Consider the following 14007-nt stretch of genomic DNA (forward strand, 5'->3'; position numbering starts at 1 on the left):
CCCCGAGGGCTCGAGTGATGGTCACCGCCGGGGGCCGGCGGTGGGTCTGTGTGGGGATGGGCGAGAGAGGGGTAGGGGACATGCTCGAGTCGGATTCGCCTCTCAACGAGGCGTGGAACAACGAGGATGCGCGCGCGGGGCGTCGGACGGTCAGCCGGAACGAGCTGCTGCAGACGCTGGACGTGCGGCCGACGCGCATCGTGGCCATGGGCGGCGGTACGGGGTTGCCCATGGTGCTGCGAGGCCTGGCCCGGCGCGCCGATCCCCGGGTGGGGGATCCGGGGCTGGACATCACCGCCGTCGTGGCGATGAGCGACGACGGGGGGAGTTCGGGCCGGTTGCGGCGCACGCGGGGCGCGTTGCCCCCGGGGGACGTGCGCAACTGCCTGGTGGCCCTGGCGGGCGGCAAGGCCACCAGCCCGCTCAGCGAGGTCTTCCAGTACCGCTTCGCCGGGAGGAAGGGGCTGGCGGGCCACGCGGTGGGCAACCTGCTGATCTCCGCGCTCGCCGAGCTCAAGGGCGACTTCGTGGAGGCGGTGCGCGTCTCGGGGGAGCTGCTGGGCATCAAGGGTCGGGTGCTGCCCAGCACCACCTCGCCGGTGCAGCTGGTGGCGCGCATGGAGGACTCCACCGAGGTGGTGGGCGAGAGCAACATCAGCCGCGCCCATGGCCGCATCCAGAAGGTGCTGCTCAGCCCCCGCTCCCCGCCTCCCGTCGACGGGCTGCTGGAGGCCATCTACACCGCGGACCTCATCGCCATCGGGCCGGGCTCGCTGTACTCGAGCGTCATGCCCAACCTGCTGGTGGACGGGGTGGCCCAGGCCCTGTGCGAGACGCGGGCCCTCAAGGTGATGGTGGCCAACCTGATGACCCAGCCGGGCGAGACGGACGGCATGGACTGCCTGGACCACGTGCGCGCCGTCATCGACCACGTGGGCCCGGTGCTGGACGCGGTGCTGATCAACGGTTCCGCGCCCCCCGAGGAGTCCGCCAGGCGCTATGCGCTCAAGGGCTCCTACCCCGTCCGGGTGGACCGCCGCGCCCTCATCAGCGCGGGCGTCGTCCCGGTGGAGGCGGATCTGCTCAAGGACTGCCCGCGGATCCGTCACGACAGCCGCAAGGTGGCGCGCTGCCTGCTGAAGATGGCGCGCAGCGGCCTGTAGTCCCTTCTCTCAGGCCGCCTGCGACCGGGGCGCGAGGAGCGGCTCCGGCTGGCGGCTCAAGGAGGCGGCGTCGGGCCGGGTGGTGAGGATCTTCATCACCATGCGCGGGGAGAACATGGCGGCGGGTGATTCGAGCATGTGAATCACCCGTACCAGGGTCTTCAGCGCCTCCGGGTCGTAGCCCGCGAGTTGCTGGAACCGGTCTCCGTACCGGTTCATCAGCTCGAGGCCCATGGGGCGCACGCCCTCCACCTCGGGGAAGCGCAGGTCTCCGCTGGTGGCGAGTGCCCAGGGCACCGTGAAGAGCTTGCTCACCCGCTGGCGGTAGCGCCGGGCCACGCCGTCCAGGCCCTGGCGCAGGCACTCGCCGAGCGCCTCGGCCTGGAGCGCGCCCATGGTCATTCCCTGGCCGTAGATGGGGTTGAACGAGCAGAACGCGTCCCCCACCACCACCAGGCCCTCGGGGAAGCGCGCCATCCGCTCATAGTGGCGCCGCTGGTTGTGCGAGAAGTTGAAGACGTTGATGGGGCCGAGCGGGGTGGCGTGCCGGAGCGCCTCGTGGAGGTGCGGCTGGGGCAGGCCGCGGGTGTACTCGACGTAGCCGGTGTCATCCATCGGCGGCTGCTCACCCAGCCAGCCACCCAGGGACACGAGCCAGCGGCCTCCTTCGATGACGGAGATGAATCCGATCCGCCGCTCCTTGGGCAGTTGGGGCCCGATGCTCAGCATCTTCCAGCTCGCGGCGAAGCCCGGCGGTGGCTGGAAGACGCGGCTGGAGTAGACCAGGTTGATGGGGATGCGCGTCTCCTCCACCCGGGGGTAGCCCAGCGCCTCCAGCCACTGGGGCGTGCGCGAGCCGCGACCGCTGGTGTCCACCACGAGCTCGCCCTCGAGCGTCTCCGCGTCCGCGCCGCCGGGCGCCTGGAGGTGGACGCCGGTGACGCGGGCCTTGTCCGCGCTCAGCTGGAAGCCGGTCACCTCACGCCCGTCGAGCACGCGCACGTTGGGCAGCGCCAGCACGCGCTGGCGCACCGTCCACTCCAGCAGGGGCCGGCTCTGGGCGTGGAAGGAGATGCCGCTCGTGACGCGCGGACGCCAGAGGCCCCCCATGAACCAGGCATGTTCCCCGGACATGTCGAAGAACTGCGCCCCGGCGGCCTTCAGGTCCTCCTTGAAGCCCGGGAAGAGCTCGCCCAGGACGTTCATGCCGCGCGTGAGCAGGCCGTGGACATGGTGGGCCTGGGGGCTGCCCTTGCGCTGCACCGCTCCCTGCTCGAAGCGGTCCCGCTCCACCAGGGTGACGCGCTCGAAGTGGCGGGCCAACATCCCCGTGGTGACGAGCCCCGCCATGCTGCCGCCGTACACGATGGCGTGCTTGCCGGCGGGGGGGGAGGAAAGGGAATCCGGTGTGCGCATGTGCTCCTCGGCTCGAAAGGCTCCGAGAGCGTAGGCGACGGCTTCCGGCCCGTCGAATCGGGGAAATCCCTCCTGCCTGGACTCCCTCGTCTTTCATGTGGGGGAGGGGCAGGCGACCGGTTGCTCTTTCGGGAAGGCGAAGCTTGGGGGCGATCGGGGTTGTGAGCGGCCAGTCCCGTTACCACCTTGCGGCCCACGCGGGACCCGGGGGCCCCGCGCCGTCAGGAGTCGGACACAACGCATGGAAGCCAGACAGCTCACCCCCGCGCCGGACGTCGTCGAGGTGGCGGATCGCACCACCTTCATGACGCTTGAGCCGGAGTGGAACGCGCTCGTGGGGTCCACGGTCGACGAGCCCTTCTACCGCCATGAGTTCTTCCGGGTGTGGATGGACAACTTCGCGCCGGAGTCGCGCCCGCGCGTGCTGACCCGACGCGATCAGCAGGGGCGCCTCACCGCGGCCCTGCCGTTGATGGCCGGGCGCGGCTCGATGTACGGGGTGCCGGTGCGGCAGTTGTCGGCCGCGGCCAACGCGCACTCGTGCCGCTTCGACCTGGTGGGGCGCGAGCCCGGGGCCGACGCGTCGGCCTTCCTCTCGCACCTGCGCGGGGACCCGAACTGGGACGTGCTGCTGCTCACGGACGTGCCCGAGGGGGGCGCGGGCTGGAAGCTATACGAGGCGGCGGAGGCGGCCGGACTGCCCGTGGGGGCGTGGGAGTCGCTCCAGTCTCCCTACATCCCGCTGCCGGCCTCGTGGGAGGCGTACCAGCAGACGCTCCAGTCCAAGTTCAAGGCCAACTGCCGCCGCCGCCGCCGCAAGCTGGAGGAGAAGGGCCGCGTCACGGTGGAGCGGGTGGAGGGCGGGCTCGACCTGGAGGCGAAGCTGGAGGAGGGCTTCGCGCTGGAGGCCAGCGGGTGGAAGGGCCGGCGGGGCACGGCGATGGCGCAGGATGGGCGCACCCGGGGCTTCTACTCGGAGCTGGCACGCGAGGCGGCATACGCGGGCCGGCTGGCGCTGTACTACCTGCGGCTGGACGGGCGCGCGGTGGCCTTCCAGTACGGACTGGAGTACGGCGGGCGCTACTTCCTGCTCAAGCCCGGCTACGACGAATCGCTGAGTGACTGCAGCCCGGGCCAGCTCCTCATGGAAGAGGTGCTGCGCGAGTGCATCACGCGAGGCCTGCGCGAGTTCGATTTCCTCGGGCCGGACATGGTGTGGAAGCGGGACTGGACGGATCAGGTCCGCCGGCACACCTGGCTCTACATCTTCAATGACACGGCTTACGGCCGCGCGCTGTGCGCGGCGAAGTTCCGCTGGGCCCCGATGGCCCGAGAGGTGGTGGCGCGATGGAAGCGGTGAAGAATTCGAAGTTGTTCGTTCCCGCCCTGCCCACGCTGTGGCCGGGGATGCTGTTCGGCCGCCGCCAGCCGAGCGGCTTCATGCCCTTCAGCGCGCCCAACGTCCGCTGGTTCTACTTCGCCCGCAACGCCATCTGGACGACGGTGAAGATGCTGGGGTTGGACAAGGGCGAGGTGCTGATGCCGGCCTACCACCACGGGGTGGAGGTGGAGGCGGTCGCGGACGCGGGCGCCACGCCGCGCTTCTACCGGGTGGGCAGCCGCTGGGACGTGGACCTGGAGGACGTGGAGCGCAGAATCGGTCCGAAGACGAAGGCGCTCTACCTCATCCACTACGCGGGCTTCCCGGGCCCGGTGGACGCGATGCGCGCCCTGGCGGACAAGCACGGCCTGCCGCTCATCGAGGACTGCGCGCTGTCGCTGCTGAGCGCGGATGGCTCGGTGCCGCTCGGAACGACGGGCGACATCGGCATCTTCTGCCTCTACAAGACGCTGCCCATGCCGCACGGCGGGGCGCTCACCGTCAACGGGCCCCGGCAGTACAGCCTGCCCGAGCCGCCCATGCCGCCGGGCAGCTCGACGTTCAGCCACACGGTGTCCTCGCTGCTGCAGAACCTGGAGCTGCGCGGTGGGGCCTTCGGTCGGGGGCTGCGCAGCTTCATCCGCAGCCTCGGCAAGGGGGCGGTGAAGGCGGCGGACATCGAGCGCGTGGCCACGGGCACGCAGCACTTCAACCGCCAGCACGTGGACCTGGGGATGAGCCCGTTCGCGAAGCGGATCGCCCAGGCGCAGGACCTGGAGGCCGTCGTCGAGACGCGGCGGCGCAACTACTTCTTCCTGCTGGGCCGGCTGCGCGACGTGTCCACGCCGCTGTTCAACCAGCTGCCCGCGGGGGTGAGCCCGCTCTTCTACCCACTGGTGGTGGAGGACAAGGCGGAGGTGCTGGCCCGGCTGCACGCGCGAGGCATCGAGGCCATCGACTTCTGGAAATTCTTCCACCCGGCGTGTGACGCCTCGGCCTTCCCCGAGGTGGCGCAGCTGCGGCGCAGCATCGTGGAGATTCCGTGCCACCAGGACCTCACGCCGGAGGTGATGGCGGAGGTGGCCTCGGCGGTGCGTGGCGCACTGACTCAGGATCGCCGTAACCGCAAGCACGCGGGCTGATCCATCCCACTCCTCCCTCTCCCTCCGGGAGAGGGTCGGGGTGAGGGTATCTCGAACCAAGAGGTCGACACCGTGATTCACGAAGCGGAACTGTCTCCCACTCCGAGTCCCGCGCGCTGGCTGGACGTGAGCGCCGTGCGGGAGCCGGCCCAGCTCGCGAGCCTGCGCGGGGCCTGGAACGCGCTGCTCGATTCGAGCACCGCGGGGCCCTTCAACGCGTGGGAGTGGCTGTACCCGTGGTGCCGGCGCATCGCACCGGACCGCAAGCCCTTCGTGATGCAGGCGAAGGATCGGACCGGGGCGCTGGTGGGGCTGCTGGCGCTGGGCCTCGAGTGCCAGTGGGTGCTGGGGCGCCCGGTGCGGCGGCTGTCCTTCCTGGGCGAGACGCACGTGGGCAGCGACTACCTGGACGTGGTGGCGCGGCGCGGGCGCGAGGAGGAGGTGGCTCGCGTCTTCGCCCACGCGCTGTGGGAGCTCCGGGATCAGTGGGACGTGTTGGATCTCACGGACCTGCGCGAGGACTCGGTGACGGTGCGGGTGCTGCGCGAGACCTTCGAGAAGGGCCGGGCGGAGGTGCTGCTGTCCACGCGGTACATCTGCCCGTACGAGGCCCTGCCCCGGGGCGAGTCCTTCGACGACTTCCTGCGGCGCACGAGCCGCCGGGACAACTTCCTGCGGCGCAAGAAGTGGCTGGAGAAGCAGGAGGGCTACCGCATCGAGAAGACGGAGGCGCCAGGTGCGCTGGCCGGGCCGCTGACGGACTTCTTCCGGCTGCACTCGGCGCGGTGGGAGTCGGATGGGGGCTCGCAGGGCATCAAGGGGAAGGGCGTCGAGTCCTTCCACCGCGATGCCACGCAGCTGCTCGCCGAGCGCGGCCGGCTGCGCCTCTATACGATGAAGGTGGGCGGCCAGGCCGTGGCCTCGGTGTACGGCATCCTCCACCGCGACTCGTTCATCTACTTCCAGTCCGGCTATGACCCGGCCTGGCGCAACCGCAGCGTGGGGTTGGTGCTCGTGGGCGAGACGTTCCGCGACGCCATCGAGGCCGGGCTCACCGAGTACGACTTCCTGCGCGGCACCGAGTCCTACAAGTCCGACTGGACGACGCAGCAGCGGCGCACCGTGTCCGTGCGCGTGCTGTCGCCCGGGGGTGGCGGCGAGTGGCTCGTCCGCCGCGAGGAGGCCATGAAGCAGGTGCGCGACGTGGCCAAGCGCGTGCTCCCGGATGATCTGGTGGAGCGGGTGCGCCGGTGGCGGCGCAGGTTGGCCGCGGTGCGCGGGTAGGACGGGGGCGTTACTTGCCCAGCTCGCCGCGGAGCTGCCGGATCGCCGCCAGGAGCGGGGGCGGCTGCAGCTCCGCGGGCACTTCCACCGCGAAGCGCTCGAAGTGCTCCAGGGCCTTCGCCTTGTTGCCCTGACGCACCGCCACGGCTCCCAGGAAGAGCAGCGCCTCCTGGGCGTCCGGGTACGTGTCCACCAGCTTCATCAGCTCCTGCTCCGCACCGGACTCGTCGCCGCGCACCGCGCGCAGCACGCCCTTGTGCACCCGCAGCTCCACGTTGAACGGGTCCACCGCCAGCGCGCGCAGGGTGATCCGCTCCGCGTCCTCGTACATCTGCTGGCGGATCAGCTCGTGGCTCAGCATCGCCGCCGTGTCCAGGTCCGCCGGGTTGGCCCGCAGGCGCTCCCAGGCCTCGGCCAGCTCCGGATCCATCCGCTGCTGATCCGCGCCCGGGCTCTCGTTCGTGGCCATGCCCGGAGGCACCCGGCCCGTCGCCGTGTCGTCCTCGCCGCGCGGGCGCTGCTCGGACACCAGCAGGTAACCCAGCAGGCCGAAGAACAGCACGATGCCGCCGCCCCACACCGCGCCCTTGAGCTGCGGCGACAGGAAGCCCGTGGCCACCGGTGCCGGCCGCGAGGGCTCCTTCACTCCGCCCTTCTTCAGATGCTCGTCCTTGGCGCGCAGCGCCGCCGCGGCCGCCAGCTCCAGCCGGGTGCGCTCTTCCTGGTAGCGCTCCGGCGCCAGCGTGTGCTTCTCCGCCGCCAGCTCCTTGAGCTGCTCGATGAGGGACTGGTAGCGCCGCTCCAGGTCCTCGAGCGCCCCGTCCCGCTTGTCCTGCGCGGGCGCGGCCTTGTTCCGGTTGAGGAGGAGGAAGACCGCCGCGGTGACGAAGCCCACCGCGAGCACGATGATGCCTGGCAGCCAGTTGGTGGTCGGCGGGTTCATTGATCCAGCTCCCGGCGCACGGCCGCGAGGTACGGGTCCACGGGTTCGTCGGAGGCGGGAGTGCCGGGGGCCGGAGGCGCGGGGGGGGCCGGCGCGGGCTGGCGCCTCACCTGCCGGGAGATGACGTAGCCTCCCCCCAGCAGGAGCGCCACGGGCCCCAGCCACACGAGGAGGTTGAAGCCCTCGGCCTTGGGCTGCAGCAGCACCCACTCGCCATAGCGGGCAATGAAGTAGTCGCGGACCTCCTGGTCCGTCTTCCCCTCGGAGACGAGCTCGCGCACCTTGTCGAGCTGGGCGCGCGCCATGGAGGAGGGGCTGTCGGCGACGGACAGGCCCTGGCACACGGCGCAGCGCAGCTCCTTGCCGAGCTTCTGCACGCGGGCTTCCAGCGCGGGCGTGAGGGGTTCACTCCCGGCTTGCTGGGGCGCGAACTGGCCCGAGGCGATGCCGAGAAACAGGGTGAGCGAGAGGAGGGCGGCGTTCATGGGGACCCGGGGATGCGGTCTACCTACCGCCCCAGGCCGGGTGTTGCCCAGGGAAACCCGAGGGCAGGGGAGCGACCTCCCCGCCCGGCGGCTCGCCCCCCAGGAGACGGGGGGAGGGCTACGACGAGGCCGGAGTGGGGTGCTGGCCTCGGGCATGCCGTGACTGGCGCAGGCGCAGCAGGCCGGTGGCCATCAGCCCGAGCAGGCGGAACTCGGCCGGCTCCAGCTTCTTCACGGTGCGCACCAGCCGGCGGATCTCTGCGGGCTCCTCGGCGGGGCGGGGCGGGGCGTCCTTCGTCCAGAAGTTCTCCTGCGCGGGCGTGAGCCCCAGCAGTACGTCCGAGGGGATGCGCAGCGTCTCGCACAGCTTCCTCAACGTGGGGACGCTGGGGAGCATCCCTCCGCGCTCCAGCCGGCCGTAGACCTCGGTGGCCAGTCCCACGCGCTCCGCGACGTCCTCCTGGGTGAGATTGGCCTGGACTCGCGCGGCCCTCGCCGCTGTACCGATGGTCGCTGCCAGTCCTCGGGGGAGAGCCATATGCCGTGCAGTCCTGGGGTTGGGGGAGTGACTTCAAAGATAACCGGAATAGTGGTGACTTCAAGAGTCATGTGCGAGGAAGATATGACCGCAGAGGTCAGGGTTCGGACGTTGGCGTTCTTTCCGCCCCTTCATCCTTCTTGGTCGTTGACGTGCCGCGTGTTTACCTTTGGAGTCGTCTCTCCGACATCTCCCAAGGAGTTGCCCGCATGTCGCGTCGGTCGTCCCCTGAAACCCCCCCGCGTGGGTCCCACCCCGTGGTCCTCGACGCCGGACTGGCCATGTACGAGCTCGTCCGCTCTCTGGGGCAGGGCCACCATGGCGAGCTGTTGCTGACCCGTCAGCGCTACCACGCGGGGCCGGGGGGCTACACCGTCCTCAAGCGGCTCAACCGCGTGGCGCGGCAGGAGGACTACCAGCGGTTGGTGGAGGAGGCACGGCTCGCGGGGCAGCTCCGCCACCCCAACATCGTCTCCGTCCAGCAGTTGGGCGGCACCGCCGAGGAGCCCTTCCTCCTCATGGAGTACGTGGAGGGGGACCTGCTCGGTGACCTGATGCGTCTGGTATCCGGACAGGACGTGCCCTTGACGGAGGCCTTCGCCTGCCATGTGACGGCGGAGGTGGCCGAGGGGCTGGGCTACGCGCACGCGCTGGCCGACGACACGGGCCGTCCCCTGGGGATCGTCCACCGGCACGTGACGCCCCACGGCATCGTCGTGAGCCGCCATGGCGAGGTGAAGCTGATGGACTTCGGGGCCGCCTGGTCTCGCCTGGAGGGGCGCATCTCCACCGAGGGCGACAGCGACGTGGGGCCCCTGGCCTACAGCGCTCCCGAGCGGGCCATGATGGATTCGCTCGATGGGCGCTCGGACCTGTTCTCCCTGGGCCTCATCCTCCTCCAGCTGCTCACCGGCCGGCACCTCTTCGAGGCCGCCGCCCGCCACGAGGCCGAGCTGCGCAGCCGCCAGTTGCGCGCGCGTGGCGACTTCCCCGGGGCGGACCGGGTCCCGGGGCTCGAGGAACTGGGCGCGGTGCGCACCCACGAGCTGACGCGGCGGATCCGCAAGCTGACGCTGCAGCAGGTGCAGGAGGCGACGCGTGGGCTGCCGGAGGGCCTGCGCTCCATCCTCCACCGGGCGCTCGCGCCCCAGCCGGAGGAGCGCTACGAGGCGGGGGCGGAGCTGGCCCGGGAGCTGCGCGAGTACCTGTGGGCCTCCGGCCAGCGCTACGGGCGGGTCGAGCTGAGGGCCGAGGTGTCCGCCCTGCACGCCGCCGCCCTGAAGGCGCTGGTGCCCCCCCCCTCCGGCACCCCGAAGCGGGGGGGAGGGGCCTCCCGGGCACGGCGCAAGGGCCCCACGAAGGAGCCCTGACGCCTGCCCCAGGGCCTTTCGAAGGAGCCCTGACGCTTGGCCCGGGGCCCGGGGCCGTGCTAGTCCGCCCCCTTCCCGTGTTGCGTGAGTAAGGAGCTCGCAGATGGCTCGTCGTCACATCCGCGTCGTGGGCGCGATGTTGCAGAACGCCGAGGGCCGCTACCTCATCACCCAGCGTCCCCCCAAGGCGACCCTGCCGCTGCTATGGGAGTTCCCCGGCGGCCGCGTCGAGGAGGGGGAGTCCGACGAGCAGGCGCTCGCCCGGGAGATCCGTGAGGAGATGGGCGTGGACGTGCGGGTGCTGGAGCAGGCCCTCCACACCCACCACGACTACCCCACGTACGACATCGACTTCCGCGTCTACCGGGCCCGGCTCACCAGCCCGGAGTCGGCCATCCAGCACCTGCGCGTGCACGATCACCGCTGGGTGACACTGGAGGAAATCTCGAAGTACCAGTTCCCCGACGCCGACGCGAAGACGCTGGCCAAGTTGCTGGGCCTGGAAGCCTGACGTGCGCCGTATCGCGCTGGTGCTCGCGGGCGTGTTGCTGGGCGCCTGCACGAAGAAGCCGCCCCGCCCCGACATCACCGACGAGGCGCGGGACACACGCTACCCGCGCGCCGAGGGCCTGCCCGGCTGCTCCCTCTATGGCGAGCCCCGCGACACGGGTTCGCCTCCGAACACCGGTCGCGTCCCCCTGGTGCTGGCCGAGCTGTCCGGCCTCGCCGCCAGCCAGCGCCACCCGGGCGTCTTCTGGACGCACAACGACTCCGGCAACGCCTTCCAGCTCTTCGCCATCGATGAGCTCGGGACGGTACTCGCCACCCTGACGCTCACCGGCGTGGACGCGAAGGAGCTGCCCCGGATGGACCTGGAGGACATCACCGTGGGTCCGTGTGGCCCGGGTGACGAACGCTCGTGCCTCTACGTCGCCGACACCGGGGACAACTTCGAGCGCCGCGAGCGCGTGCGCGTCTTCCGCCTCCCCGAGCCGGAGGCGGTGGCGGATGCCACACTGCCCGTGGAGGTGCTGCCCTTCACCTACCCGGACCGGCCGCACGACGCCGAGTCGCTCATCCTCGAGCCGCGCACCGGCCGGCTGGCCGTCATCACCAAGAAGCGCGACTCGCTGGGTGAAGTCTTCGCGCTCGACGGGCTGGCGCCGGACACCGTGACGAAGGCCACGCGCCTGGGGGAGCTGCGAGCGCCCGGCGACGTCGACTTCCGCACCACCGCGGCGGCCCTGCACGAGTCGGGGCAGCGCCTGCTGCTGCGCACCTATACACGCGTCTGGGAAGTGCGCCGCCCCGGAGCCACCCGCCTGGAGGAGCTCGTCCAGGGCGAGGTGGCCGAGGTCCCCGGGCCGAGCCAGGCCCAGTCCGAGGCCATCTCCTGGTTGCCCGGTGGACGAGCCTATCTGCTGGGCTCCGAGTTCGCTGGCCAACGCCTCTACCGGGTCGACTGCCGCTGATCGCTGTCCTCGAGTGAAGGTTGTCTTCTGGTTGGCATTGCTCCTGTCTGGATGGACAGGATCTTTTCCAGCGTTACCCAAAATATTGGATGCGCTCCGCATGCCGGGTTGACCGGCGGGCGGGTGTGAACATCTTTGGCCTGCAGTCCAGTCGTAACCACGTACCACCTGGGGTGCGTGGCATGGGGGAGGGGGAGTGCGTCGACGATGAAGCCTCAGAACACGCTACCGCCGGGAGTGGGCCCGCGCGGAAAAAAGCAGGAGAAGCCTACGCCTCCTCCCAACAAGGGCTTTCGGTTCGGCTCGCCCATTGGCTACGTCCTTCTGCTCGTCCTGGGCTTCATGCTGTTCCGCAATGTCTTCCAGGACGCGGGCGTCAGGCGGGTGAGCTACAGCCAGTTCCGCGAGGCTGTCCAAGAGGGACAGTTCTCACGGGTACAGCTCTCCGAGGAGTGGGTGAAGGGCTTCCTCAAGGAGAGCGCCGCGCCGCCCGCGGCCGATACCGCCACGGGTGGCAGTGGGCCCCTGCGCGGAGAGCCCAGCGCGCTGCCGTGGCTGGCCTACCGCGTCCAGGGAGACGCCGAGTTCGTCCCGCTGCTGGAGCAGAAGGGCATCCCGTACGAGGCGGTGCCCCAGTCCAACGGCTTCAGCGACGTGCTGTTGATCTGGCTCGTCCCGCTCGGGCTGGCCTTCCTCTTCTGGAGCATGATGATGCGGCGCATGGCTGGCGGTATGGGCCAGGGTCCGCAGAGCGTCATGAGCTTCGGCAAGACGCGCGCCAAGGTGCAGGCCGAGGCCGACACCGGCGTGGGCTTCAAGGACGTGGCCGGTGTGGACGAGGCCGTGGACGAGCTCCGGGAGATCGTCGAGTTCCTCAAGACGCCGGAGAAGTTCCGTCGGCTCGGTGGCCGCATCCCCAAGGGCGTGCTGCTGGTGGGCCCTCCGGGTACGGGCAAGACGCTGCTGGCCCGCGCCGTGGCGGGTGAGGCCGGGGTTCCCTTCTTCAGCCTCTCGGGCTCCGAGTTCGTGGAGATGTTCGTCGGCGTGGGCGCCGCCCGCGTGCGTGACTTGTTCGCGCAGGCCACCGCCAAGGCGCCGTGCATCATCTTCATCGACGAGCTGGACGCCATCGGCAAGAGCCGCAACGCGGGGGTCGCCGGCGGCCATGACGAGCGCGAGCAGACGCTCAACCAGCTCCTGGCGGAGATGGATGGCTTCGACAGCCGCGCCGGCCTCATCATCCTCGCGGCCACCAACCGGCCGGAGATCCTCGACAGCGCGCTCATGCGCCCGGGTCGCTTCGACCGGCAGGTGCTGGTGGATCGTCCGGACAAGCGCGGTCGCGAGCGGGTGCTGGAGATACACTCGCGTGGCGTGAAGCTGGGACCGGACGTGGACCTCAAGTCCATCGCCTCGCGTACCCCGGGCTTCGCGGGCGCGGACCTGGCCAACGTGGTGAACGAGGCGGCCCTGCTGGCCGCTCGCCGCAACCGCGAGAACGTCACCCGGGCGGACTTCGAGGAGGCCATCGAGCGCGTGGTGGCCGGCCTGGAGAAGAAGAACCGCCGGATGAACGAGCGCGAGAAGGAGATCGTCGCGCACCACGAGGCGGGCCACGCGGTCGTGGGCTGGATGCTGCCGCACGCGGAGCGGGTGACGAAGATATCCATCATCCCCCGAGGCATCGCCGCGCTGGGCTACACCATGTCCCTGCCGCTTGAGGACCGCTACCTCATGTCCTTCGACGAGCTGCGCGACAAGATGGCCTCGATGATGGGCGGCCGCGCCGCCGAGGAGATCTTCATCGGCGAGGTCTCCACCGGTGCCTCCAACGACCTGAAGCAGGCCACGGAGATCGCCAAGATGATGGTGCGCGACTACGGCATGAGCTCGCTGGGGCCGGTGGCGCTGGGTGCGGATAACCCGGGCTTCCTGCGCTCGGCGGGTGGGCCGGAGATCCGCTCCTACTCGGAGCAGACGGCGCGGATGGTGGACGAGGAGATCCGCAAGATGGTCTCCGAGGCGCTCGACCGGGCCCGCGAGGTGCTCAACACGAACCGGGACAAGGTGGAGGCGCTCGCCGCGCGACTGCTCGCCACCGAGGTCATCGACGAGGATGAGATCCGCCTCCTGCTGGGCCCCAAGCCCACCGCGGAGCGGGGCCTGCTGCACCCCGAGGCCCGTCAGGTCATCTCCGCCCACCCGGTGGGGGCCGACGAGACGCCTCCTCCCAGCGCCCAGCACGCCGAGAAGCTGCCGGACGCCTGAACTGAAGAGAGGGCGGCTGCCTGCCTGCCCTCCTGCCTTGCCTTCGCCCTTTCGCGCCGCATGTTCTGCGGTGTCGAAAGGGCGAAATTATGTTGCCCGGGAAGGAGGCAGAGCCCGTGGAGAATCGGATCGGAAAGAGCTACATGGCGCGCAAGGCCCTGTTCGCCAAGGGTCTGCGCGAGGGACGCCTCACGATGCAGGAGATCGAGGAGGCACTGCCCGCCGGGACGCTCACGGCGGCCGAGAGGTGGTTGCTGTACTACTCGCTCCGGGCGGCACAGGTGGAGATTATCGACGAGGTGACGGGACAGGTGGATCACGGCTTCATGTCCGAGCAGCCCGCCACTCCCCCCGGCCAGCACTAGCCCGGCCGTTGGAGCGTTGACACCCCACGGGGGCTGGTTACGTTCGCCGCATGAACGGCAATCCCCGGACAGAGGGTGCGTCCCAGGACGCGCAGGCCCAGGAGGCCGCCGCCCCGGCTGCGCCCGAGACGTCCACCGAGCAGCAGCCGCCGGCCCAGGAGGCCGCGCCAGCGGTGGATG

Annotated in this window: 13 protein-coding genes; 9 read left to right on the forward strand and 4 right to left on the reverse strand. The window is 70.5% G+C overall.

What is annotated here, in order from left to right; all coding sequences use genetic code 11:
* The first annotated feature begins 80 nt into the window (after nt 1-80).
* Nucleotides 81-1163: a gluconeogenesis factor YvcK family protein gene (locus VF794_RS24140; RefSeq protein WP_414640947.1), complete on the forward strand. Its 1083-nt coding sequence runs from the start codon at nt 81-83 to the stop codon at nt 1161-1163.
* 9 nt (nt 1164-1172) lie between these two features.
* On the opposite strand, the gene VF794_RS24145 is transcribed toward VF794_RS24140, so the two are convergent.
* Complete coding sequence (locus VF794_RS24145) at nt 1173-2579, reverse strand: hypothetical protein (protein ID WP_331114266.1); 1407 nt, start codon at nt 2577-2579, stop codon at nt 1173-1175.
* Between the two features lie 241 nt (nt 2580-2820).
* Here VF794_RS24145 and VF794_RS24150 point away from each other — a divergent pair, with 241 nt between their 5' ends.
* The 3 genes from VF794_RS24150 (at nt 2821) to VF794_RS24160 (ending at nt 6386) form a co-directional block, all read left to right on the forward strand.
* Complete coding sequence (locus VF794_RS24150) at nt 2821-3939, forward strand: GNAT family N-acetyltransferase (RefSeq protein WP_331114268.1); 1119 nt, start codon at nt 2821-2823, stop codon at nt 3937-3939.
* A complete protein-coding gene (locus VF794_RS24155; protein WP_331114270.1) occupies nt 3927-5102 on the forward strand; it encodes a DegT/DnrJ/EryC1/StrS family aminotransferase in 1176 nt (391 codons plus the stop codon). Before VF794_RS24150 ends, VF794_RS24155 begins: the two co-directional genes overlap by 13 nt.
* Nucleotides 5103-5174: 72 nt before the next feature.
* A complete protein-coding gene (locus VF794_RS24160) occupies nt 5175-6386 on the forward strand; it encodes a GNAT family N-acetyltransferase (protein ID WP_331114272.1) in 1212 nt (403 codons plus the stop codon).
* A gap of 10 nt (nt 6387-6396) precedes the next feature.
* Here the strand turns inward: VF794_RS24160 and VF794_RS24165 are convergent, their stop codons facing one another.
* The 3 genes from VF794_RS24165 to VF794_RS24175 form a co-directional block, all read right to left on the reverse strand.
* Entirely contained in the window at nt 6397-7329 is a 933-nt protein-coding gene (locus VF794_RS24165) for a tetratricopeptide repeat protein (protein ID WP_331114274.1), read from the reverse strand.
* Nucleotides 7326-7814: a cytochrome c-type biogenesis protein gene (locus tag VF794_RS24170; protein ID WP_331114276.1), complete on the reverse strand. Its 489-nt coding sequence runs from the start codon at nt 7812-7814 to the stop codon at nt 7326-7328. The genes VF794_RS24165 and VF794_RS24170 overlap by 4 nt, the downstream gene beginning before the upstream one ends.
* Before the next feature lie 118 nt (nt 7815-7932).
* Entirely contained in the window at nt 7933-8352 is a 420-nt protein-coding gene (locus tag VF794_RS24175) for a helix-turn-helix domain-containing protein (RefSeq protein WP_331114278.1), read from the reverse strand.
* Nucleotides 8353-8609: 257 nt separating this feature from the next.
* Here VF794_RS24175 and VF794_RS24180 point away from each other — a divergent pair, with 257 nt between their 5' ends.
* The 5 genes from VF794_RS24180 (at nt 8610) to VF794_RS24200 (ending at nt 13827) form a co-directional block, all read left to right on the forward strand.
* Nucleotides 8610-9722, forward strand: a complete 1113-nt coding sequence (locus VF794_RS24180; RefSeq protein WP_331114280.1) for a serine/threonine-protein kinase — start codon at nt 8610-8612, stop codon at nt 9720-9722.
* A gap of 103 nt (nt 9723-9825) precedes the next feature.
* Nucleotides 9826-10233 carry a (deoxy)nucleoside triphosphate pyrophosphohydrolase gene (locus VF794_RS24185; RefSeq protein ID WP_331114281.1) on the forward strand — a complete coding sequence of 136 codons (408 nt, stop codon included), beginning with the start codon at nt 9826-9828 and terminating at the stop codon, nt 10231-10233.
* Between the two features lies 1 nt (nt 10234).
* On the forward strand, nt 10235-11194 hold the full coding sequence (locus VF794_RS24190; protein WP_331114283.1) for a hypothetical protein: 960 nt from the start codon (nt 10235-10237) through the stop codon (nt 11192-11194).
* 207 nt (nt 11195-11401) lie between these two features.
* Complete coding sequence (ftsH, locus tag VF794_RS24195; protein WP_331114285.1) at nt 11402-13462, forward strand: ATP-dependent zinc metalloprotease FtsH; 2061 nt, start codon at nt 11402-11404, stop codon at nt 13460-13462.
* A 116-nt stretch (nt 13463-13578) separates the two neighbouring features.
* On the forward strand, nt 13579-13827 hold the full coding sequence (locus VF794_RS24200) for an RNA polymerase sigma factor region1.1 domain-containing protein (RefSeq protein WP_331114287.1): 249 nt from the start codon (nt 13579-13581) through the stop codon (nt 13825-13827).
* Nucleotides 13828-14007 lie beyond the last annotated feature (180 nt).

Origin of the sequence: Archangium sp., assembly GCF_036389735.1 — a bacterium.
Lineage (GTDB): Bacteria > Myxococcota > Myxococcia > Myxococcales > Myxococcaceae > Archangium.